The sequence below is a fragment of the Salinivibrio sp. MA427 genome, from assembly GCF_001996115.1.
In the GTDB taxonomy this organism is placed as follows: domain Bacteria; phylum Pseudomonadota; class Gammaproteobacteria; order Enterobacterales; family Vibrionaceae; genus Salinivibrio; species Salinivibrio costicola.
Genome location: NZ_MUFH01000005.1, coordinates 19,337 through 41,840, shown reverse-complemented (window position 1 = coordinate 41,840; position 22,504 = coordinate 19,337). Strand labels below are relative to the sequence as shown.

Below are 22,504 nucleotides of genomic sequence, written 5' to 3'. Positions count from 1 at the left end.
ATGTTGAGCCAGAGAATATTGCTAGCCAAGCTGAAGAAACACCCCCCCCGCATTATTGAAACCACACCGTATGCGTGACGATTAGCGCGCGGTCACGACGGCCAAATAAAAAAAAGGCGCCAAACGGCGCCTTTTATTCGATGGTACTCATTACCACTTATCTATCGTCGTGATTAGTGGTCGTGGCCACATTCTTCACCGTCTTGGTGAATGTGCCCGTGTGAAAGCTCGTCTTCAGTGGCTTCACGCACATCAACGATTTCCACTGAGAAGGACAGGGTTTGGCCTGCAAGCATGTGGTTGGCATCAACAACAACTTCATCACCTTCAACCTCAGTCACTTCGACTGGGATCTGGCCTTGGTCGGTTTCAGCCATAAAACGCATACCAACTTCAACTTGATCGACGCCTTGGAACACGTTAGCCGGTACACGTTGTACCATGGCTTCTTGGTAATCACCGTAAGCTTCGTCTGGGCCTACCGTCACTTCAAAGTTCTCGCCTTTTTCACGGCCTTCCAGCGCGCTCTCAAGTCCGACGATCAAGTTACGATGACCGTGTAGGTATTGGAGAGGCTCTTGTGCTGTTGATTCATCAACAAGTGCACCGTCTTCATTTTTTACTTGGTAAGCCAGGCTGACTACCACATCTTTTGCAATTTTCATGCTCGCTCCGAGACCGGAAGGTAAATGGACTGCCGATGATAACGGATCCCCTACTCCGGTTTAAAGATCCCAATGACATTCTCTGCCGACTCGGCGCCAGAGTGTGACTGTTGTGCCGATTCCGGTAACCGACTATCATGGTAATCGCAGCTGACACATTCCACTTTGTCAATGTTATTCTCACGCCACACTCGCAATGTATCGCGTTGTTGGCACGACGGACAGGCAGCGCCTGCGATAAAACGTTTTTTCACATCAACACCTTATTCGTCTCGATTCCAACTTTGATGCCGCTCACTATCACCGCGCATCTCTCGGTCAAAAATTTCTTCCAACTCTTTGCGCGCTTCTTTGACTCGTGATGCGGTCGCGACATCTTGACTGTGCTGAGGCAATAAATCTTCCAGCACCCGCATGTCGAGTTTACGGAACAATATTTCTGCGCGTTTCGCTTTGTACGGGTGCATACCTAGGGACTCTAACGTTTGCCGCCCAAGATCCAGCGCGCCCAAAAAGGTTTCCCGAGAAAACTGCTCGACACCGTGCGCCATCAACTGATACGCCTCGACACGACTACGCGCACGCGCCATTACTTTAAGATTAGGGAAGTGATGGGCACAAAGATCAACAATCTCCATCACTTCGTCTGGCGAATCGGTACAAATCACGATCGCTTCAGCCGTCTTTGCACCAGCGGCACGTAATAAATCGAGCTGCGTAGCATCACCATAATACACTTCGTAGCCATAGCGGCGTAGTAACTTGATTTGAGTCGGATCACGTTCCAGGATGGTCACCCCAATTTTATTGGCGAACATCAAGCGACCGACTACCTGACCAAACCGACCAAATCCGGCAATGATGACTCGCGAGTCAGTCTCAGTGAATGGCGCTTGCGGAGGCAAGGATTCAGGCTCGTTAAAAGTACGCGCAAACCAACGCTGCTGGAGCGAGAGAATTAACGGCGTAGTCATCATCGACAAGCTCACGACCACAAGCAAAAAGGCATTTAATTCTTTATCCAGTAGCCCTTGGCTACGCGCGGCAGTGAAAATCACAAAGGCAAACTCTCCCCCCTGACTGAGCAATACCGCCATTTGACTGCGCGCCTTGGGCGCGACACCAAACGCACGCGCCAGTCCATACAGTAAGCAGGCTTTACCACCGACTAACGCAGCCACGGCACCGATGATCGCCCAGGGATATTCCAGTAAAAGCCCTAAGTCGACCGTCATCCCGACCGCTATAAAAAACAGCCCGAGTAATAAACCCTTAAAGGGCTCAATTGCCGTCTCAAGCTCATGGCGGTATTCACTCTCAGCCAACAACACCCCGGCTAAAAACGCCCCCAGCGCCATCGATAGACCAAGGCTTTGCATGGCCAATGCAATCCCGATGACCAAGGCAAGCGCGGTGACATTAAACAACTCGGTGACGCCACTCATCGCGATCAGACGAAAAATAGGGCGCAAGAAAAAGTGACCGCCGGCCAAGAGAGCGCCAATGCCTAAAAACATCCAGAGGACATCAAACCAACTGCCTGCACTGCCACCGGCCAACGCTGGGATCACAGCCAGTATCGGGATCACGGCGATATCTTGAAATAATAAAACGGCAAATCCAGATTGTCCGGTTTCGCTGCGCATTAAGCGTTGGTCTTCGATGATTTTCATCGCAATCGCGGTAGAAGAAAGTGCCAGCCCCGCCCCGATCACCACGCCTTGTGGCAACGTGAGCCCAGCGAAGACACTTAATGCCCCTATCACGACCCCGGTCAGCACCACTTGGCTACCACCAAGGCCGATAATGGGGCGCCACATTTTCAATAGCTTTTTAGGGTTAAGCTCCAAGCCAATCAAAAACAGCAGCAGCACCACACCAAATTCGGCAAAATGCAGGGTTGAGTCGACATCATCGATTAAACCCAGCCCCCAAGGGCCAATCACAATGCCTGCTACCAAGTAGCCAAGCACCGAGCCCATCCCCAAACGCTGCGCCAAAGGCACCGCAATCACGGCTGCCAATAAAAAGATAAACGCAATGAGCAGAAAGCTATGATCCACGATGTGCCTCCTGCTTCGCTAAAGGGTTAGCCAACCAGTCCGCATAGAGTTCAGCAAAGGCATTGCGATCAGCATCGGTGACGCGGCGCGCCCAGTGAAGAACTAAAGGTGAGACCCAGTGCATGCGGCATAACGCCGCCGTCAGTTCAAAAGGTTGCAATAACTCCTCCATGGAATATTTGTTGTAGCCGATTTTACTGAACGCTTCTGCTGCTCCACCTGTGGTGACCACAAAACGACATGTTTTTCCCGCTAACGCATCTCCCCCTTGCCCATGAGCAAAGCCTTTTCCGAGCACCACATCAATCCACTCTTTCAATAACGCCGGGCATGAGTACATCTGTAGGGGGTGTTGAAACACCAACACATCGGCGTCAGTCACCAACGCACGCTCGTGATGGACATCCACCACAAAATCCGGATAAGCGGCGTAAATATCATGCACAGTGACATTCGCCAGCGGGCGTATCGATTCGAGTAATCGGCGATTGGCGACCGATTCATCCGGATCAGGATGCGCCACAATAACAAGCACCTTGGGAGGGCGTGGGTTGTCCTTCTTATCTTGAGGCATACGCTTCCTTGTCGTTATGATTGGCCAAGCACGCAATCTGTTCTTTATGCCATGTTTTTAACTTTAACATACAAAAAGGCCACCCCCCTGTCTAACCACTCGCGCCACGGGGTGGAATTTGGCAATCTCCGCATCAAGCTGGTATAACGACCGCGCAACGTGCATCCATCAACCCAAGACAGACTGAGTAATCATGATTCGCTTCTCCGACATTCAATTGCTTCGTGGTGGTAAGCCCCTGCTTGACCACACCTCTGCCATCATCGCACCCGGCGACAAAGTCGGCTTGGTGGGTAAAAATGGCTGTGGCAAGTCCAGCCTGTTTGCCTTGCTACGCCACCAACTTTCGCTTGATGCAGGGCACTATGATTACCCCAGTCAATGGCAAGTGGCTTGGGTCGCACAAGAAACCCCCGCATTGGATAAAAGTGCGCTGGAATATGTGATTGATGGCGATACCGAATACCGTGAGCTGCAAGACGCGCTGCGTAACGCCGAAGCCAACGATGATGGCAATGCAGTGGCGTTGTTACACGATAAGCTCGATGCGATTGGCGGCTATACCATAGAAGCGCGCGCCGCAAGCTTGCTGGATGGCTTGGGGTTCAGTCAGACGCAAATCCATTGGTCATTAACGCAGTTCTCTGGGGGCTGGCGCATGCGACTTAACTTGGCACAAGCTTTGTTATGTCGCTCAGATTTACTGCTACTCGACGAGCCCACCAACCACCTCGATTTGGACGCAGTGATGTGGCTAGAAAAATGGTTGCAGCAGTACCCGGGAACCTTGGTCTTAATCTCACACGACCGTGATTTTCTTGATCCTGTGGTCAATCGTATCATTCATATTGAGCACGCCAAGCTGAATGAATACACCGGTAACTACTCGGATTTTGAAAGCATGCGCGCGCAAAAGTTAGCACAACAGCAAGCGCAATATGAGAAGCAACAAAAGCAAGTTGCTCACATGCAATCCTACATTGACCGTTTCCGATACAAAGCCAGCAAAGCCCGCCAAGCGCAAAGTCGGATAAAAGCGCTGGAACGCATGGAAAAGGTGCTACCGGCTCAATACGATAATCCGTTTAGCTTTACCTTTTTACCCCCTGATGCATTGCCCACTCCCATTCTTATGATGGATAAGGTGGCCGCTGGCTATAACAAAACGCCAATTATCGAGAACATTCGTCTTAACTTAGTGCCTGGGGCGCGCATTGGCCTGTTAGGGCGTAACGGCGCGGGCAAATCAACGCTGATCAAGTTATTGTCGGGCGATTTGCCGGCGATGGCTGGCGAGCTAAGCTACTCTCAAGGGGTGAAAATAGGTTATTTTGCCCAGCATCAACTCGATACCTTACGTATCGATGAAACGCCGCTCCAGCATCTAAATCGCTTAGCACCGACCACTGCCGAGCAAACCCTGCGTGATTTTCTCGGACGGTTTGGCTTTCAAGGTGACAAAGCATTGGAAAACATTGGCCCTTTTTCTGGCGGCGAAAAAGCACGTTTAGTCCTTGCATTGTTAGTTTGGCAAAAACCGAACTTGTTATTGTTAGATGAACCGACTAACCATTTGGATCTCGACATGCGCCAAGCGTTAACGCTCGCATTGCAATCCTATGAGGGCGCGATGGTGATCGTCAGCCACGATCGCTTTTTATTGCGTGCGACAGCCGATGACTTGTATTTGGTGGACAAGGGCGCAGTGCTACCCTTTGATGGCGACTTAGACGACTATCACCGCTGGCTGACCGAACAACAACGCGCTGATCGTGCGGAAAACAAAAAGCAAGCCGCAGACGAAAAGCTTGCCCCACAGCAAACACAGTTAGATCGAAAAGCACAAAAGCGTCGTGAAGCCGAATGCCGAAAACAAACGGCACCACTACGAAAAAAAATTGACCATTTAGACACAAAGATCGAACAACTTTCTGCCATTATCGCAGAAGCAGAAAACCAATTAGCGGATCCCGCTATTTACCAGAGTGACAACAAAGCCCGTTTAACGGAGCAATTGCAACGCCAAGCCGATGCAAAGTCGACGCTCGAAGAGGTGGAACAAGAATGGATGGAGCAACAAGAAGCGCTAGAAGCCCTGGAGGCGACATTCAACCAACACTAACGCCTGGGATGGCAAACGCCGCCGATCTTTGGCAGTTTTGTTTGCACCACTATGCTAAGCAAGAGGTCAAACAAGCCTGCCTTAAATTACAAGACGAGCACCAAGGCAATGTGAACCTTGCTTTGTTGCTCGCTTGGATTGAAAGCCACGGTTACGGGCTTAGCCCCGAGAGCCTCACCCAGCTTAAGCACGCCTTGAGCCGGTCTGAACATTTGCTGATCGCTTATCGCCATCTAAGACGCGATCTCAAGCCACGCGTGGGCACCGGCCAATATAAAAAAATGCTCAACTTTGAACTCAGTTTAGAAAAGTTCCAGCAACAAGACTTGATTGAAGTGCTTAATCGTCAATCCTGGCTCACACAAGCCGCGTCTCCCTYGGCCTATTATTGCCGCCAGCTATCCCCCTCTGCCCGTAATCTCTATACACCACTACGGGTAGACCGGCCTACAAAAGAGGATGGAGCAGACGATGATGACACCCTTTAACCCCATTCCAACTGCCCGTAATGCGCATCTGCAAACCTTACTGCCACGCCTGCTGCGCCGGCAACCGCTTTTTGCGCCTATTTGGCAAGCGTTTGATCTGCCTGACGGTGACTTTGTCGATCTTGCATGGACGCATCATCCCGAGGTAGGACAGCCTATTATTGTCTTGTTTCATGGCCTGGCAGGAAGCTTTGATAGCCCTTATGCCAATGGATTATTGGCCGCTTTTAAACAGCAAGGCTGGTGCGGTGTGGTGATGCATTTTCGCGGTTGCAGTGGCCGTCTTAATCGCGCGCCGCGGACTTATCATTCCGGCGAAACGGAGGACGCTCGGGCATTTTTGACCTATTTACGCCAGACCTACCCGAACAATGAGATTGCCGCTGTGGGAGTCTCTTTGGGAGGAAACATGTTGGTGCGCTACCTGGCCGACTATCAGCATGATCCGATTGTCAGTTGTGGTTGTGCTATTTCTCCCCCGCTCGATTTAGCGGCGTGCTCGACCCGTATTCAACAAGGGTTTTCCCGTGTTTATCAAGCGTATTTGCTACGGTCGATGCGACAAACCTTATCGGAAAAACTTACCCGACACCAAAAAGTGGGTCGGTGGCATGCTGGGGAGCGGCCAAAGATTAAAACTCTGTTCGAGTTTGATCAAACGGTCACCGCACCGCTGCATGGCTTTGACGATGCTCAACACTACTATCAAAGCTGTAGTGGTTTATCTGTCCTTGACGCTATTACGGTCCCACTTGCGATTATCCATGCGAAAGACGATCCCTTTATGACCGACGCAGTGATCCCAACCTCGCCTCTGCCCGCGAATATTGACTATCAACTGAGCGAACATGGTGGGCATGTTGGTTTTGTTACCGGCAGTTGGCGCCAGCCACAGTTCTGGCTGGAGCAGTCGGTGCCTCACTGGTTAGCCTCACGCCTTTGCTCGTCCCGTTAAAAAAGGACGCCACGCAAAGCAAAAAAGACCGACGCACATTGATCTACTGCATTGTGTTGAATGATTGGGTAAAATGCGAGCTGATTCACAAGATCAGCATCAAGCACCCTAACGTCTCAGCCATAAATCAACAAAAGGTGATGTAGTATGATGGTTCCTTGGCAATCGGTCCCTGAGGAAACACTGACTCGTTTAATCGAGCACTTTGTGTTACGGGAAGGAACCGATTATGGTGAGCAGGAAGTCAGCTTTGCACAAAAAGTGGCGGATGTTCGCCAACAACTGCAATCCGGCGACGCCGTGATTGTGTATTCTGAGTTGCACGAGACAGTGGATATTCGTCGTAAAGAAGCACTCAGATCTTAGCATCGCTGTACGCAATAAACAGCGATACACATTCAGACTGAATGACAGGGCGCGTCATGTCGGCTAAACATCCAATCATCGCGGTCACCGGCTCTTCAGGAGCAGGGACCACCACCACATCCGAAGCATTCCGTAAGATGTTCCAGATGATGAACATCAAAGCGGCGTGGCTAGAAGGGGACAGTTTCCATCGCTTTACGCGACCGGAAATGGACGTCGAGATCCGTAAAGCACGTGAGCAAGGACGGCACATTAGTTACTTTGGCCCCACCGCCAATGATTTTCCGCGATTAGAGCAGTTTTTCCGTGAGTACGGTGAACTCGGCACAGGCAAATATCGCCGCTACTTGCATACCTTTGACGAAGCGGTGCCCTACAATCAAATGCCAGGGACCTTCACACCATGGCAGGATTTACCCGACAATACCAACGTACTATTTTACGAAGGCTTGCACGGCGGTGTGGTTGATGGTGAGGTCAATGTCGCCCAACATGTCGACCTATTGATTGGTATGGTCCCGATCGTCAACCTTGAGTGGATTCAGAAGTTTGTCCGCGATACCCGCGATAGGGGCCACTCACGCGAAGCGGTCACCGACTCGATTGTGCGGTCGATGGACGATTATTTGCATTATATTACGCCGCAATTCTCACGCACTCACATTAACTTTCAACGGGTGCCGACGGTCGATACCTCCAACCCACTGAACGCCAAAGGCATTCCTTCGTTGGATGAGAGCTTTGTGGTGATCCGCTTTCGAGGGATGAAAAACGTCGACTTTCCTTATCTGCTGCAAATGATCACGGGGTCTTTTATGTCACGGCATAATACACTCGTCGTGCCAGGCGGTAAGATGGGCTTTGCGATGGAACTTATCATCCGTCCATTGATTCAGCAGCTAATCGAAAAAGGCAAGATTGGCTAGGGCGTAGCGCATCTATCGTGTATTACTTCTCAAGCCGTGATCTTAGCCACGTTTTTGCCAGATTTTTAGGCGGTTGGCCTAGATCAAAATCAAGAAATTGCTAACAAAAAAAGATACACTCTTGTTAACATACAGTGAGCTTGTAGCCCGCGCCCAGACTTCGTATTCTGTGCATAGATCTGGTGGGTTACCCCTCAGACAAAGATAGGACGTTGTTGCCGGGATCGTGAAAGGGTCTGTCGCCGTTCTAATCAAAGATGAAGAAGGCAAGGAAATGATCCTGTCTTATCTTAACCAAGGTGATTTCATCGGTGAGCTAGGCCTTTTCGAAGATGATCAGGAGCGTACCGCTTGGGTTCGGGCTAAGTCTCCTTGTGAAGTGGCAGAAATCTCATTCAAAAAGTTCCGCCAACTGATCCAGGTTAACCCTGATATATTAATGCGTTTGTCCTCACAAATGGCGCGCCGTTTGCAAGTGACCAGCCAAAAAGTGGGGGATCTTGCCTTCCTGGACGTCACGGGCCGTATTGCGCAAACCTTGTTGAATTTAGCGAAGCAACCCGATGCCATGACGCACCCTGATGGCATGCAAATTAAGATCACACGTCAAGAAATTGGCCAAATCGTTGGCTGCTCGCGTGAAACCGTGGGGCGTATTCTTAAAATGCTGGAAGAGCAAAATCTTATTTCAGCCCATGGTAAAACCATCGTGGTATACGGTACCCGCTAATCACAGCGCTCTCTGTATTCCCAACCGACGCCTGGCGTCGGTTTTTCTTTTTAAAACAAAAAAAAGGAAGAGCGAACTCTTCCTTAACCGTTTAGGCCTCGTTATATCCACTATTTGTTAGTGCGTGCTCTCAAAAATTTTATCCGCTGAAGCGGCAACAAACCCCTGGTACAACTCACCGTTGGGCAACACATAACGCTTAGCAAACTCATAAAACCCACCTGGAATGGTTTGCGTGCCATCAGAGAAAACAACAGGGACACGGTCAGCCATGGTGGAGGATTGCTCCAGATAAACGGATGCGTCCCCTTTTACTTCCCCACCCGCTTCGTTAATTGCAAAGCCATTGTCTCGCAGCTTTTGATTAACCGATTGGCAATGATCATGAGCCTTTAACTGATTGACACTCACTGTGAAATGATTCGCGCCATAACCGTGCGCGGCTACCCAGGACGCGTATTCACTCTCCTCAGCAAGCGCTTGATAGGTGGCACTATCGATGTCCCAAAGCCGCCCCTGATGCAGAAAATCGCTCCCTGTTAGTGACGACGCATCGACTTGTGCCACCAGCTTGTGAACAATGGCTTGCAGCGCAGGCGAGCATTGCTCGACCATCAATTCACTGATAAACACTTTCGGCATCAAAGGATCGGGGTGCTCGAAATGGCAGGCATTGAGCTTTTTCGCTTCAAAGGTATAGTCCCCTTTTTGCTGATAGCCTAGCGCCAGGAAGGGGCGCGCCAAGACCTCAAGCCCAACCTTGGGCAAACCAAATGTCCGCAAGGCAATATGATCATTGATTAAAGGCTGCCCTTCTTCGAGCAAGGCATGTACCTGATGTGCCGATGGGCAAAGACGGTTAATATAGTCTTGCCATAATTTATCGAATAACGCTTGGCCACTGTCCATGTTGGTCTCCTTAATCTTGTTGAGTCGGAATACCGGGGGCGAACGTCTCAGGCAGTACCACCTGATCCCCTTCCATTGATGCCATGGGATAAGCGCAATAATCGGCGGCATAGTAAGCGCTTGGACGTAAATTACCCGACGCACCTGGCCCGCCAAATGGCGCATCACCGCTTGCCCCTGTCAACTGACGATTACGATTCACAATCCCTGCGCGAATATGATCGAGAAAGTATTGCCATTCGCCCTCGTCTTCACTGATAAGGCCTGCCGACAAACCATAGCGGGTATCATTCGCCTTCGTGATCGCATCAGCCATATCCTGATAGCGCTGCACTTGTAGTAGCGGACCGAAATACTCTTCGTCGGGTAACGCTTGAATGCCACTCACATCTAAAATCCCTGGAGAAATCACCGCATCGTGTAAATGCTCGCACTCTATGACGGGGGTAGCTCCCAGATCGATCAATTTCTGCTGTGTGGCCAAAATCCCCTCGGCGGCAGCCATTGAAATTTGGGCGCCCATGAAAGGCGCGGGATCATCAAACTGGCCGCCCACTCGCACGGTTTTGGTCCATTGTGCTAGGCGAGTCAAGATCTTGTCACCCACTTCTCCCTCAGGCAGCAGTAGGCGGCGTGCACACGTACACCGCTGACCGGCACTGAGGTAGGCCGATTGAATAATGGTGTATACCGTGGCGTCTAAATCACCGAACTGATCACTCACCACCAAGGGGTTATTGCCCCCCATTTCCAGCGCCAGCATTTTATCGGGCTGGCCAGCAAACTGACGATGAAGAATATGCCCCGTATTGGCGCTACCGGTAAACAATAAACCGTCAATACCGCGCGCTTGGGCCAGCGCCTCGCCGGTATTGCGTCCACCTTGTACCAGGCTGATCAGTCCTTGCGGTAATCCCGCTTCGAGCCAATAGCCCAAGGTCTTCTCTGCGACTTTTGGCGTCAGCTCAGAGGGTTTAAATACTACGCTGTTGCCCGCCAATAAAGCTGGAACAATGTGGCCATTAGGTAGATGCCCAGGGAAATTGTAAGGCCCGAATACCGCCATAACGCCAAGTGGACGATGGCGTAATACCGCTTGGGTGCCATTGACGTCTTTTTCACGTGAGCCTGTTCTTTCGTGGTACGCGCGCAAGGAGATCGCCACTTTGCCTACCATGGCCCCGACTTCGGTTTTGGTTTCCCACAAGGGTTTGCCCGTTTCTTCGGCAATGACCCGAGCCAGTTCATCGGTATTGGCTTTCACTATCTCGGCAAAGCGTTCCACCAGCGCTTGGCGCTCAGAAAAATCGGTATTACGCCAACGCAAAAACGCGTCGCGTGCGGCGCTGACCGCTTGCTCCACTTGCGAACGACTCGCTTCTGCACCTTGCCAAATACATTGACTATCAAAGGGGTTTTGCGAGGTCATGATCTCGCCCTCGCCTTTCACCCACTCGCCATCAATCAAATGGCCTGCTGATTGCTTTGTCATTTTATCCCCCCATGGCAATCAAACGCAGTTGATCGCCGTTTTTTACATTCAATGCATCGGCAACCGCTGGGCTAATCACAACTTGATTGGTTTCGTGATCGATCGCAGCTTTCGCCGCGGTGGCACGGAAGCCAGCAAAATCGGTATTCGATATTAAATAATCCTGCGCGCTACTGTGCTCTCTTACGCGCGCTGAGGCGGTGAAAGAGTGACGTACAGACTCAATATTGGGGCGTAAGCATTCTACCGTTGGGCCCGCATCAAAGATGTCGACATAACCACGGCAAGAAAAGCCCTCTTTTTCCAACAAGCGTAATGCTGGACGGGTATTCGGGTGCACTTGACCGATAACTGCACGAGCTTCCTCACTCAGTAGGCTCACATAAATCGGCAATTTAGGCATTAAGTCGGCAATAAACCCTTTGGCACCAATCCCGGTGAGATAATCCGCCAAGGTAAAGTCAATGTTAAAAAAGTTGTCTTTTAGCCACTGCCAAAATGGCGAGTTGCCCTCGTCATCCGACACACCGCGCATTTCGGCAAACACCACGTCAGCGAAGCGCTCTGGAAATTGCGCCAGCATTAGGAAGCGGCATTTAGACAATAACTTACCGTTTAACCCGCCACGAAACTCTGGACGCATAAACAGGGTGCAGATTTCTGTCGCCCCCGTGTAGTTGTTGCCAAAGGTCAACACTTCAACAATGTTGTGCACGTTCAGTTTGCGTGATGAATGTACCACCTTGGTCAGATGGTAACTATAAAACGGGTTATCAAGACCAATGGCGGCTTCGATGCCCGTGGTCCCTGCGATTTCACCGGTTTCTAAATCTTCGGCGACCATCAGATATCCCTCTGGCCCCGGCTCTGTCACCTGTTTGGCAAAACTCTCAAGCGAATTATTAATCCGCCCCTGTAGCAAATCGGCATCGACCGGCAAGGAGGTAAATCCATGCCCGGACGCTTCCGCACACAACATCAGTGCATCAAAATCTGATGCACGGATCGGCCGAATAACTAACATCTCAAATCCCTCCGAGTGAGTCAGGTCGCTTATCCTGCGACGACCTTGGCAATCGCACATTCTAGGCGTGCCATTCCTTCTTCAATATCCGCTTTGGTAATGACCAGTGAGGGAGTAAAACGCACCACATTAGGCCCGGCAACGAGAACCAATAAGCCTTCTTCGCCTGCCGCAACCAAGATATCGCGTGCTCGGCCTTCCCAGTCTTGGTTCAGTGCCGCACCGAGTAACAAGCCTTTGCCACGCACTTCACTGAAGATGCCATATTTATCATTGATCGCTTCTAACCCGTCACGGAACCATTGCTCACGCTCTATGACACCGGCAAGCACGTCGGGTTTGGTCACTTCATTAACCACCGCTTCTGCCACCGCACAGGCCAGTGGATTACCGCCATAAGTAGAGCCATGAACCCCCGGCTTCATATGCGCAGCCAAGGCGTCGGTCGTTAACATGGCACCAATTGGGATCCCGCCACCCAGTGATTTTGCGGTGGCCAATATATCGGGCTCGACCCCAGACTCTTGATAAGCATAAAAAGTACCGGTGCGCCCGTTCCCCGTTTGTACTTCATCAAACACTAAAAGCGCATTGTGTTTATCACACAGTTCACGCACGGCTTGGAGAAAACCTGGCTCTGGCGGCACAATCCCACCTTCACCTTGTAAAGGCTCCATCATCACCGCGCAGGTTCGGTCCGAAATATGATCGGCCAATGCGGCAATGTCATTGTAAGGAAGGTGTGTTACATCGCCGGGTTTGGGTCCAAAGCCATCGGAATACGCGGGCTGACCACCTACGGTGACAGTAAAGAAGGTGCGACCATGGAAGCCTTTGGTAAAGGCAATGATTTCACTTTTATGCTCACCATGTTCTTCTTTTGCCCAACGACGTGCCAGTTTCAGGGCCGCTTCGTTCGCTTCAGCGCCCGAGTTAGCGTAAAACACGCGGTCGGCAAATGAGAGTTCGGTGAGGCGTTTAGCCAGACGCAACGCGGGCGCATTGGTCATGACATTACTCAAATGCCACAGCTTCTGGGCTTGCTCGGTTAACGCATCAACCATAACCGGATGACAATGGCCTAAACAGCTCACCGCGATACCACCGGCAAAATCGATATACTCTCGGCCTTCTTGGTCCCAAATGCGCGACCCTTTACCGTGATCAGGAATCATCGGCATTGGGTTGTAACATGGCACCATGACTTCATCGAAGAGTTTACGTTCTACTTTGTGCTCCATTGTCATCACTCAATCCTTCTATGTTTTATCTATGAGGCATAGTATTTACATTATTTTAACCGCAGCAATAGCAGATTATGTTTTGTTTTCAGCATGGTAACAAAGCTCATGCAGTTTAAAGAGATAGTTATGCATAAACTGTGAGCAAAGAGAAGATGAAAGTGAGTAAGGCTATGATGCTAAGAAGGCAAGATTAACGGACTAAAGACCGACAGTTGCATAAGGTTGCAGCCGTTGACAAAGTGATTAAAAACAGCGAAATGTAAAATTAGTGATAAAGATCGCTATTTTTTGCAACCATTGCTGAAAAAAAAGACTCAAGAAAGGAAGACATACGGTAAAGGCTGCACGATAGAGGCCGCCACAGATAGAGCGTCAAAAGACGAACATATTAACCTGTCCGCACCGCTACCTAAGATTGTTGAAGAAAATTGGCTAACAAGGCATGGCCCTGCTCCGTCAGAATACTTTCCGGATGAAATTGCACCCCCTCAATCGCCAGCTGCCGATGTTTGAGCGCCATTATAATCTCACTGCCATCGTTATCGATAGCGGTCGCTGTGACGGCCAAACAGTGAGGTAGGCTTTGAGGTTCAACTAATAAAGAATGATAACGCGTGACAGTGACAGGGCTAGGCAGGCCAGCGAAGACCCCTTCTCCTTGGTGGGTAACTTGGGACGTTTTGCCATGCATTACCGTACGAGCTCTCACGACGTTCGCGCCAAATACTTGTGCCAGCGCCTGATAGCCAAGACAGACCCCTAAAATTGGAATTTTCCCGGCAAAGTGTGCAATCACCGCTAAGGAAATCCCCGCTTCATCCGGGGTACAAGGGCCAGGGGAGATAACGATGTGCGAGGGAGCCATCACCTCAATATCCGCCACACTAATGGCGTCATTTCGCGCAACATGGACCGATGCGCCCAACTCACAAAAGTACTGATAAAGGTTATAGGTAAAGGAATCGTAATTATCGATGATAAGAAGCACTGTGCTACGCCATGCGATGGAAAACCGGCATGATGCTACCACAGTGCTGAATAGGCGTCATCCAGGTGCGAGCAACCTTCGCTGCCCGCCACAAGCTTACGGCTGGGTGAGCTGACAGCGAAATCCGGTGTATTTAACCGTCATCGCGCTATCTGCAGGTGCACGGCCGCAGTAAACCGGGATCAACCCTAGCGCTTTCACGGATACCCTTATCGAATCATCCGGCTGCAGCGCCAAGGATTGAACTAAAGGGCTAGCCTGGTCAAAGGTGCGCGTCGCGCGCCATTTCATCCACGCATGATCCGGACTTTTTTGTCCATTAAGTAAGGGGATAATAGGCAAGAAACTGCGATTATTGATCGTCACCGAGACGGGGACCACGGGCTCAGGATAATCGAGTGAGATCAGCACAGGATCGTGATCGGATGACGAGAATGGATTACTCGATTTCACCAATTCTCCGCTATATTGTCGGCTGTACTCAAACAGAGTGCTCTCTACCGAGTTAATATGCCACTCTTCCACCCCGACCACTTTGCTCGCCAAACTGGCATTGGCGAGTGCATGATCTAACGCGCCCAGTTCCCCAGAAAATGAGTACGAGTAGGCTTTATCTCCTAACCACTGCGTTGCGAGGTTGGTATAACCAAGACCTTGCTCAACGACGCTTGGCGTTGGATGCATAGGCACACCACGAATTTCAGTGCCCGCCGCGGTGATAATATCGCGCTGGCCCTCAGTACGCTGATAATCCGTTAGCACCCGCACCGGATCTTCTTGCGCATAAGCATTGAGATCACCCAAAATTAATACGTCACCGTCGACCGCTTTGAGATGGTCACGCAATGCAACGGCGGCAGACACGCGAAACGCATTGCAGTGTCCCTGCATATCCGCGGTATCAGTATCAAACTCACCCGCAATCCAGTCTTCATAGCAGCCTGAGCCTTTCGATTTAAAGTGATTCACCACCACACTGAGCGGCTGGTCATTAACCATAAAACGTTGAATTAGGCTATCACGCTGGTATTTGTCGAGTGTCTTGGTTTCTCCGTCTGGACTTTCGCCGCTGATATGCTGCTCTGGCATGGGTACCGCTTGCGCCTCACCTGCGAGATTGACCTTCGCGGGGCGATAAATCATGCCTACCATGATGGCATCTGAGCCAAAATAGGCGCCCTGATTTTTCTCTTGGTCACTGGGTTCGACAAATTGGTAATGATCACGCGAGTCAGCAAATTGCGCATTTAAATGGGTCACCAGATCAGCAATGGCACTGCCAGACTCAAAGCCATTATTCTCAATTTCCATCAAACCGACAATGTCAGCGTCCATCGCGGTGAGTGCATTGACAATTTTAGTGCGTTGCAACCCAAACTCAGCCGCCGTTTTCGCCCCACGGTTACAGCCACGATTCGCATCGGCATCGGCACGATCATCACAGGTCACGTTGAGTGGGCCACCGACCGCACTGGCGCTGGTGAAATAGTTAAGTACGTTAAAACTCGCCACCTTAATGTCAGCGCCAGGCACGTTATTCGGTGCCGGTTGACGATCATTTTGGTGCACAATATCACCGGCAGTGATGGTGTTTGTTGCAACAAGTCGGTATTGGTCGTAGCTATAACCCATAACACCGCTCAAACGCTCGACCCGATCGCCAATACGTAGATATCCCTGCTCGGCATCTAAGCCTGGAAAATACGGGATCTTGCCGTCTTTCGCTTTTTGATCGCTCTCGATATACAGCTGGTTATCGCTATTTTTCGCGGCTAATGCCTCAGCGTCAGGCGTTAACGCGGGATACTGTTGCGTGGGTTTGTATAAAGGGGATTGATGCGATAACACCATATTGTTACGGAAGGCATCGTAGTCAAAGCCAAAGTTACGCGTGATCACCAAATCGCTATCCGCGTCCATGGTGACGTACATCCCTTCGTAGCGCTCAAGTGCCTCGTGCAAAGTCTCATCGGGTTGGACACGGAGTGCCGTCGGTGCAATCGTCCCCTGAGGTGCTCCCTTAGCCACTTGTTCATCGGTAACACCCAGTTGGGTATGGCCGTAATACTCGTTGATGTAACCACTGGCACATAAGGTGTCACCGGGCTGTAAGTTGAGGTCATCAGCGCCTCGCAAGTAAACAAATAAGCCATCGGAAGTGGCACGATTACCATCGCCTTGCGGATCTTGTATCCAGGCTCCTTTATACAAGCCTTGGGTAACGGCAGTGACTATGCCTTGTACCGCATAAGTTTTGTCTGAGCGGTACTGCCCGTCTCGAACCAATGGGCTACGCGCGCCGTCACCTTGAATCGCGTAGATGGGGGTTGGGGTTGTCACACCACATTGATAAGTTTCAGTGGGTGGGGCTTTTGCCGCCGCGGGCAGTGCAACGCCGGCCAGCACCAAAGCAAGGGGCGACCACATCAATGGCTTTTTCATACCTGTTCCTTCACGTAAATTGAGTGTTTACTCGAAAATCGGGTGCATTATTCATGATAGATACAGAATATGACGTGATATGAATCGCATCGAGGCTAGCGATTATTGATGAATTCGTTAGAAGTGAGAGGCCGGTTCAGCCTTGATCAAAAAAGCAGCGAGACTGGCCCGCTGCTTACTTATTTTGTGATTATACCAGGTTTGTACTATTACAAACGCGTGCTACACACGTGGCACAAAACCGACCGCATCATAGACTTTGCGTAAGGTGTCTTGTGCCCGTGCAGAGGCATGCGCCGCCCCTTTTTGCATCACACTATCGAGCATTGCGCGATCAGCTCGAAACGCATGATAGCGCGCTTGCAACGGCTCTAGCATCGCGACGACGGCGTCTGCAGTGTCTTTTTTCAGGTGGCCATACATCTTGCCTTCATACGCTTTTTCTAGCGTATCAATTGACTCACCCGTCGCCCCAGACAATAACCCAAGCAAGTTGGAAACACCCGGTTTTTGTGCGCTATCAAAACGGACACGCGGCGGCTCTTCTGAGTCCGTGACCGCACGTTTGATTTTTTTCGCAATCGCTTTTGGATCCTCGAGCAGCCCGATCACATTGTTACGGTTATCGTCAGATTTCGACATTTTTTTGGTCGGATCTTGCAGGCTCATCACCCGCGCATTGACATCGGGTGTGTAAGGCTCAGGCAGAGCAAACACATCGCCATAGCGATTATTAAAACGGGTCGCAACGTCACGCGCCAGTTCAAGGTGCTGCTTTTGATCGTTACCCACCGGCACTTGGTTGGTTTGATACAAAAGAATGTCTGCCGCCATCAATACCGGATAACTAAACAATCCCGCGTTAATGTTCTCTGCATGGCGCTGCGACTTATCTTTAAACTGGGTCATCCGATTCAACTCACCCATTTGGGTGTAGCAGTTTAATACCCAGCTGAGTTGAGCATGCTCAGGCACGTGGGACTGGACAAACACGTTGCTTTTTTCTGGACTGACTCCCACCGCGAGACACAGCGCTAGCGCATCTAAAGTCGCTTCGCGCAGGGCATCCGCCTCTTGGTGAACCGTAATGGCATGCAAATCCACCACACAGTACTGGCAATCATAATCATCTTGCATCTGTTCCCACTGACGCAACGCGCCCAGATAATTACCAATACTCAGCTCGCCTGAGGGCTGCACACCACTCAATACAATGGGTTTCGAAGATTGACTCATGATGATTCGGTTCCTTTACATGTTGCCCGTGTGGGCGGTCTTATTTGCTGGTAAAAAGCGTTACGCGGAGTAATTGGCCACCACTGCCTCTAGCTGGCTAAAATGGTCCAGTACATAGCTAGGTTGGCTGTCACTGATTGGCTCACCGTAGTTGTAGCCATAAGTGAGGCCAACGGAGGCCATTCCCGCATTGTGTGCTGCTAAGATATCATTTTTTGAGTCACCGACCATCAACATCTGGGCATTGGTTAACCCATGCTTATCGCGCAACAGGTGCAAGCCTTCTGGGTCAGGTTTGCTGGTTGACAGACTATCACCACCAATCACATCACTGAACAAGGGCGCTAAACCTAAATCCTCTAAAATAGCGGGCACGAAAGCGATCGGTTTATTCGTGACGACGCCCAGCTGATATCCCTGCTGGTGCAATGCGGTTAGGGTCTCTTTCACGCCAGGGTACAGCACGGTTTTTTCGTGACCATTGTGCTCATAATGGTAATTAAAACGCGTGCGTGCAGTTGCGACCAGCTCAGGGTCAAGCGCTGGATCATGATCATGCGCACGGGACAATGCGCGACGAATCATAATATCCGCACCATTCCCTATCCAACCGGTCACCTCGGCTACACTCACTGTTGGCCGGTCCAAATCCGCCAGCATCATCTGCAGCGCTTGGGTCAAATCGGGCACGCTATCAACCAAGGTGCCATCTAAATCAAATGCAATATAACGCAGGCTCATACGACTTCATTACCTTTCTACTTTTGCCAGTTCGGCACGCATTTCTTCAATTGCGGTTTTATAATCCGGTTGACCAAAAATGGCCGACCCTGCGACAAACATATCCGCACCCGCTTGGGCAACGTCTGCAATGTTATTGGCCTTTACACCGCCGTCAATTTCCAGACGAATATCTCGCCCGCTGGCATCAATACGCTGACGGACCTCACGCAGTTTATCTAAGGTGGTGGGAATAAAAGACTGGCCGCCAAACCCAGGATTGACCGACATCAGCAGGATCATATCGAGCTTATCCATCACATAATCTAAGTGGTGGAGCGGCGTTGCCGGGTTAAAGACCAAACCCGCTTGCATGCCGTGCTCTTTGATCAACTGCAACGTGCGGTCAATATGCTCACTGGCTTCAGCATGAAACGTCACCATGTTCGCGCCCGCTTTAGCAAAATCAGGAATAATGCGGTCGACCGGCTTAACCATCAAGTGAACATCAATCGGTGCGGTGATCCCATAGTCACGTAAAGCCTGACAAACCGGGGCACCAAATGTCAGGTTCGGAACGTAATGGTTATCCATCACATCAAAGTGAATCACATCTGCACCCGCCGCCAATACGTTTTCAACTTCTTCGCCCAATCGGGCAAAGTCTGCAGATAAAATCGATGGCGCAATCAAAAAATCCTTCATAGTGCGGTCGCCTCAATTGCCAAAAAGTCGCCGTAATTCTACCCGATATCGGCCATGAAGTCTTACCTTAACCATGCTTAATCTCAGCGAACACTGGCAAGTGCCAGAGAATTAACTAGAGTAAAAACAGAGGCTGAAAATGGAGGCAGGATGGGCGAAAAACCTAGACTAAAACAGGTAGTGACAAGTGTCGTCGCTGCTTTGTTTGGGGTGCAATCACAACGCAATCGCGAGCGAGATTTCGGCTATGATTCACCGGCAATTTATATCATTACCGGCGTTATCATGATCGGACTCGTCATTGGCGCGCTGCTGGTGATCGTGAGCTGGTTGACGTGAGCGCTTTGGGGCAACAGCGCTTAAGGCGTGGATGGCTGAGGGGAAAAAAGTGCCAATAGCTCATCTACCTTATTACGACCATTGCCATTACGGCTGATGGTACGCTTAACTTTCACCACATTAAAACTCGCGCCACGATATAAACGGCGTGTATAGGGCGTATCGTGATTGGAGATTAATACCGGCACCCCTTGGGCCAACGACGCTTGCTCAGCATGCTCAGCCAGCAAGGCTTGGTCATCCAGCGTAAAACCATTGGTGGCGTAGGTGGTAAAATTCGCCGTAGCAGTTAAAGGCGCGTAAGGGGGATCGCAATAAATCACTGTCCCTTTCGTCGCCCGAGCAAAACTCTCCCCATACCCTTCACATACAAATTCCGCACGCTGGGCCTTTTCTGCAAAGATAGCGAGCTCTTTTTCCGGAAAATATGGCTTTTTGTACGACCCAAATGGGACATTGAAACCGCCTTTTTTATTGTACCGACACAAGCCATTAAAGCCGTGACGATTCATATACAAAAAGTACAGCGAGCGTAAATAAGGGTCTGTGGTAAGGTTAAACTCCCGGCGGACATCTAGATAGCGCTCTTTTTGGTTGTACTCTTGGCAAAAGAAGACGCGCGCATCCGCCACAAAACGCAACGGCGTTTGCTTAATAATATTGTATAGATTGATAAGATCTGGGTTGATGTCAGCCAGAATGTAATGTTCGTAATCGGTGTTTAAAAATACCGATCCAGCACCGACGAAGGGCTCGATAAGCGTGTTCCCTTCGGGAAGATGACGACGAATGTCATCGACTAGCGAGTATTTACCACCAGCCCACTTTAGAAACGCGCGATGCTTTCTCATTGCCCCTGATCTATCTCTGCGGTGTGAAAAGGGGCGGATTGTACCCTATTTTGGCTCATCAATCAGCGGATTTTACTGCCCATTTGCGCGGTTGATTTCACGGTGAACCTGACTAAAAGACTTCACAAACGGCTGCAGCGCCCGTAGATTATCCGCCAATGTCAGTTCCGCACGACGCGCATCCGTGACGCTGGCATAATCACCCAGTAACACCATGTACCAGTCAGCATTGTTGCGTTGGGTTTGATATACCTGAACCCGATCATTGAGTTGGTAGTTAGCGATAAAGTCTGTCGCATCTTGACGCGAACGCAAGGCTGCGAGCTGCAGGGCATAACGCTGGGCAGGTACATCAAGCAAAGCTTGCGCGTCAAAAGATAAGCGATCATCACTGGCCGCTGTCGACGCTGTCTCTGTAGATGCTGCCTCTGTAGACGGCGAGGCGGCGGTATTTTGCGATTGCGCCAGATCTGAGGGCTCATCCGGTGTCGCGGGCGCAGGAATCGCTTGGTTAATCTCGCTAGCAAGTGCTTCCTCAACCGCCTGGGTGCCATCGCCACCGGCATCTTGTTCGTTAATAATGGCGTCGACAACATCATCAGGTAAAACCACTCTCTGGCCCGCATCATTGCGACCGACGGTTAACCCCTCACCGTTGACTTCCTGCGGTAAATTCGCCTGATCATCGGTCACCGCTGCATTCGATCCCGCTACGGTGTCGGTTTGATCCACTGCCGAGTTGCTATCTTGGCCCGTCACTTGCCCATCAAGGGTTTGTGGGTCAGTGGTCGCTTGCTGCTCGTTGAGCAAATCATCCAAGTTTTTTAACCCGTCAGGGAGCATTGTCTCAGCCGACGAGGCGTCATCTTGACTCGGAAAAGCCCACCAGATCGCACCGGCACCCACAATCATCAGCACCACGGCCAACAGCAGCATTAAAAAGGGTTTATTATTTTTCGCGGGCTTTTTATTGTCTTTACTCACAGCGCCTATCTCCTGATTGTCCTTTCCCATGATGGTGCCGGGGTAAACGGTTTGATTAGCAAGCTTGGCTAACCACTGTTTTTTACCCGCTGCATCAATACGTTGCGTGACGGCTAACACATCGATGAACATCTCTTCTTCACCGTCATTAAGCGGCGAAATCTCGAGCTCCAGCGGCTTTTGGTCGTGCCCGTAAGACACCTGACGTAGCCACTTGTTCAACTTTCCTGGCAAGGCAAAGAGTACAACATTGATACGCCAGTGTGCTTGATGCTGTGCATATTGCACCAACGCCCATAGCTCAGACAGTAATCCAGGAGTCAGCCGATGCGCATCATCAATCACAATGAGTGCATCACACCCAGCCCCGTCAAGCATCATCGTCAAGCTATCTAACAGCGGATCCGCTTGATTAAAAACACCGTCTTTGACAATTTGTCGCAGCAAGATAGCACGACGTTGGTCATCGCTTTGTGCCGTATGGCACGCGAGTAAGGCATGAACATGGGCATCCGCCCACTGCTCCATGTAGCGCTCACTTAACCAGGTTTTACCCGCCCCATCAGGCCCGGTGACTTGGATCAGATTCGCGCTAAATCGAGTGATAAATTGCAGTCGAGAAAGGAGCTGGGTTTGGCTTTCCAGATCCAGAGCTAGCGTATCAAACGTGTCTGTCATGCA

Annotated in this window: 21 protein-coding genes and 1 pseudogene; 7 read left to right on the top strand and 15 right to left on the bottom strand. The window is 50.6% G+C overall.

Annotated features, from left to right (window positions below; all coding sequences use genetic code 11):
- Positions 1-173 precede the first annotated feature (173 nt).
- The 4 genes from slyD to kefG are packed head-to-tail and all read right to left on the bottom strand — an operon-like array spanning position 174 to position 3,302.
- A complete protein-coding gene (gene slyD, locus BZG79_RS01220; RefSeq protein WP_077660305.1) occupies positions 174-665 on the bottom strand; it encodes a peptidylprolyl isomerase in 492 nt (163 codons plus the stop codon).
- Between the two features lie 50 nt (positions 666-715).
- The gene (locus BZG79_RS01215) at positions 716-919 is read right to left on the bottom strand and encodes a YheV family putative zinc ribbon protein (protein ID WP_025744269.1); all 204 of its coding nucleotides are present in this window, start codon (positions 917-919) and stop codon (positions 716-718) included.
- Between the two features lie 9 nt (positions 920-928).
- A complete protein-coding gene (kefB, locus tag BZG79_RS01210; RefSeq protein WP_077679222.1) occupies positions 929-2,728 on the bottom strand; it encodes a glutathione-regulated potassium-efflux system protein KefB in 1,800 nt (599 codons plus the stop codon).
- The gene (gene kefG / locus BZG79_RS01205; protein ID WP_077660307.1) at positions 2,718-3,302 is read right to left on the bottom strand and encodes a glutathione-regulated potassium-efflux system ancillary protein KefG; all 585 of its coding nucleotides are present in this window, start codon (positions 3,300-3,302) and stop codon (positions 2,718-2,720) included. Before kefG ends, kefB begins: the two co-directional genes overlap by 11 nt.
- Positions 3,303-3,495: 193 nt before the next feature.
- Here kefG and BZG79_RS01200 point away from each other — a divergent pair, with 193 nt between their 5' ends.
- From BZG79_RS01200 to crp, 6 genes and pseudogenes are all read left to right on the top strand, one after another.
- Positions 3,496-5,424: an ABC transporter ATP-binding protein gene (locus BZG79_RS01200; protein ID WP_077773563.1), complete on the top strand. Its 1,929-nt coding sequence runs from the start codon at positions 3,496-3,498 to the stop codon at positions 5,422-5,424.
- A gap of 8 nt (positions 5,425-5,432) precedes the next feature.
- Positions 5,433-5,912, top strand: coding sequence for a TIGR02444 family protein (locus BZG79_RS01195; protein WP_108743209.1), 480 nt, complete (start codon positions 5,433-5,435; stop codon positions 5,910-5,912).
- Positions 5,899-6,867 (top strand): hydrolase, encoded by a 969-nt coding sequence (locus BZG79_RS01190; protein WP_101494534.1) that lies wholly within the window; start codon positions 5,899-5,901, stop codon positions 6,865-6,867. The genes BZG79_RS01195 and BZG79_RS01190 overlap by 14 nt, the downstream gene beginning before the upstream one ends.
- A gap of 147 nt (positions 6,868-7,014) precedes the next feature.
- Complete coding sequence (locus BZG79_RS01185; protein ID WP_025744266.1) at positions 7,015-7,233, top strand: YheU family protein; 219 nt, start codon at positions 7,015-7,017, stop codon at positions 7,231-7,233.
- Positions 7,234-7,289: 56 nt separating this feature from the next.
- Positions 7,290-8,159, top strand: coding sequence for a phosphoribulokinase (locus BZG79_RS01180; protein WP_025744265.1), 870 nt, complete (start codon positions 7,290-7,292; stop codon positions 8,157-8,159).
- Positions 8,160-8,382: 223 nt separating this feature from the next.
- A pseudogene (gene crp / locus BZG79_RS01175) lies at positions 8,383-8,889 on the top strand (cAMP-activated global transcriptional regulator CRP); the annotation flags it as partial.
- 117 nt (positions 8,890-9,006) lie between these two features.
- On the opposite strand, the gene BZG79_RS01170 reads toward crp, so the two are convergent.
- The 9 genes from BZG79_RS01170 to rpe form a co-directional block, all read right to left on the bottom strand.
- Positions 9,007-9,798, bottom strand: a complete 792-nt coding sequence (locus BZG79_RS01170) for a DUF1338 domain-containing protein (protein ID WP_077646906.1) — start codon at positions 9,796-9,798, stop codon at positions 9,007-9,009.
- Between the two features lie 10 nt (positions 9,799-9,808).
- Complete coding sequence (astD, locus tag BZG79_RS01165) at positions 9,809-11,290, bottom strand: succinylglutamate-semialdehyde dehydrogenase (RefSeq protein ID WP_077773561.1); 1,482 nt, start codon at positions 11,288-11,290, stop codon at positions 9,809-9,811.
- A gap of 1 nt (position 11,291) precedes the next feature.
- Positions 11,292-12,314, bottom strand: coding sequence for an arginine N-succinyltransferase (gene astA, locus BZG79_RS01160; RefSeq protein ID WP_077461564.1), 1,023 nt, complete (start codon positions 12,312-12,314; stop codon positions 11,292-11,294).
- A 29-nt stretch (positions 12,315-12,343) separates the two neighbouring features.
- Entirely contained in the window at positions 12,344-13,561 is a 1,218-nt protein-coding gene (locus BZG79_RS01155; protein WP_077773560.1) for an aspartate aminotransferase family protein, read from the bottom strand.
- A 406-nt stretch (positions 13,562-13,967) separates the two neighbouring features.
- Positions 13,968-14,546: an aminodeoxychorismate/anthranilate synthase component II gene (locus tag BZG79_RS01150; protein WP_077461562.1), complete on the bottom strand. Its 579-nt coding sequence runs from the start codon at positions 14,544-14,546 to the stop codon at positions 13,968-13,970.
- Between the two features lie 96 nt (positions 14,547-14,642).
- Entirely contained in the window at positions 14,643-16,988 is a 2,346-nt protein-coding gene (locus tag BZG79_RS01145; protein ID WP_077773559.1) for an ExeM/NucH family extracellular endonuclease, read from the bottom strand.
- Positions 16,989-17,210: 222 nt separating this feature from the next.
- Positions 17,211-18,224 (bottom strand): tryptophan--tRNA ligase, encoded by a 1,014-nt coding sequence (gene trpS / locus BZG79_RS01140; RefSeq protein WP_199877495.1) that lies wholly within the window; start codon positions 18,222-18,224, stop codon positions 17,211-17,213.
- Between the two features lie 60 nt (positions 18,225-18,284).
- The gene (locus BZG79_RS01135) at positions 18,285-18,965 is read right to left on the bottom strand and encodes a phosphoglycolate phosphatase (RefSeq protein ID WP_025744260.1); all 681 of its coding nucleotides are present in this window, start codon (positions 18,963-18,965) and stop codon (positions 18,285-18,287) included.
- A gap of 9 nt (positions 18,966-18,974) precedes the next feature.
- Positions 18,975-19,649 carry a ribulose-phosphate 3-epimerase gene (gene rpe, locus BZG79_RS01130; RefSeq protein WP_025744259.1) on the bottom strand — a complete coding sequence of 225 codons (675 nt, stop codon included), beginning with the start codon at positions 19,647-19,649 and terminating at the stop codon, positions 18,975-18,977.
- 150 nt (positions 19,650-19,799) lie between these two features.
- On the opposite strand from rpe, the gene BZG79_RS01125 reads away from it, so the two are divergent.
- Positions 19,800-19,988: a DUF2970 domain-containing protein gene (locus BZG79_RS01125; protein ID WP_077461557.1), complete on the top strand. Its 189-nt coding sequence runs from the start codon at positions 19,800-19,802 to the stop codon at positions 19,986-19,988.
- Positions 19,989-20,008: 20 nt separating this feature from the next.
- Here the strand turns inward: BZG79_RS01125 and BZG79_RS01120 are convergent, their stop codons facing one another.
- Positions 20,009-20,839 carry a Dam family site-specific DNA-(adenine-N6)-methyltransferase gene (locus tag BZG79_RS01120; RefSeq protein WP_077461556.1) on the bottom strand — a complete coding sequence of 277 codons (831 nt, stop codon included), beginning with the start codon at positions 20,837-20,839 and terminating at the stop codon, positions 20,009-20,011.
- Positions 20,840-20,911: 72 nt separating this feature from the next.
- Entirely contained in the window at positions 20,912-22,501 is a 1,590-nt protein-coding gene (locus BZG79_RS01115; protein WP_077773558.1) for an AAA family ATPase, read from the bottom strand.
- Positions 22,502-22,504 lie beyond the last annotated feature (3 nt).

Coding starts and splice junctions, on each gene's coding strand:
- slyD (WP_077660305.1), bottom strand. CDS start 665: ATGAAAATTGCAAAAGATGTGGTAGTCAGCCTGGCTTACCAAGTAAAA.
- kefG (WP_077660307.1), bottom strand. CDS start 3,302: ATGCCTCAAGATAAGAAGGACAACCCACGCCCTCCCAAGGTGCTTGTT.
- BZG79_RS01200 (WP_077773563.1), top strand. CDS start 3,496: ATGATTCGCTTCTCCGACATTCAATTGCTTCGTGGTGGTAAGCCCCTG.
- BZG79_RS01190 (WP_101494534.1), top strand. CDS start 5,899: ATGACACCCTTTAACCCCATTCCAACTGCCCGTAATGCGCATCTGCAA.
- BZG79_RS01185 (WP_025744266.1), top strand. CDS start 7,015: ATGATGGTTCCTTGGCAATCGGTCCCTGAGGAAACACTGACTCGTTTA.
- BZG79_RS01180 (WP_025744265.1), top strand. CDS start 7,290: ATGTCGGCTAAACATCCAATCATCGCGGTCACCGGCTCTTCAGGAGCA.
- BZG79_RS01170 (WP_077646906.1), bottom strand. CDS start 9,798: ATGGACAGTGGCCAAGCGTTATTCGATAAATTATGGCAAGACTATATT.
- astD (WP_077773561.1), bottom strand. CDS start 11,290: ATGACAAAGCAATCAGCAGGCCATTTGATTGATGGCGAGTGGGTGAAA.
- astA (WP_077461564.1), bottom strand. CDS start 12,314: ATGTTAGTTATTCGGCCGATCCGTGCATCAGATTTTGATGCACTGATG.
- BZG79_RS01155 (WP_077773560.1), bottom strand. CDS start 13,561: ATGACAATGGAGCACAAAGTAGAACGTAAACTCTTCGATGAAGTCATG.
- BZG79_RS01145 (WP_077773559.1), bottom strand. CDS start 16,988: ATGAAAAAGCCATTGATGTGGTCGCCCCTTGCTTTGGTGCTGGCCGGC.
- trpS (WP_199877495.1), bottom strand. CDS start 18,224: ATGAGTCAATCTTCGAAACCCATTGTATTGAGTGGTGTGCAGCCCTCA.
- BZG79_RS01135 (WP_025744260.1), bottom strand. CDS start 18,965: ATGAGCCTGCGTTATATTGCATTTGATTTAGATGGCACCTTGGTTGAT.
- rpe (WP_025744259.1), bottom strand. CDS start 19,649: ATGAAGGATTTTTTGATTGCGCCATCGATTTTATCTGCAGACTTTGCC.
- BZG79_RS01125 (WP_077461557.1), top strand. CDS start 19,800: ATGGGCGAAAAACCTAGACTAAAACAGGTAGTGACAAGTGTCGTCGCT.
- BZG79_RS01120 (WP_077461556.1), bottom strand. CDS start 20,839: ATGAGAAAGCATCGCGCGTTTCTAAAGTGGGCTGGTGGTAAATACTCG.
- BZG79_RS01115 (WP_077773558.1), bottom strand. CDS start 22,501: ATGACAGACACGTTTGATACGCTAGCTCTGGATCTGGAAAGCCAAACC.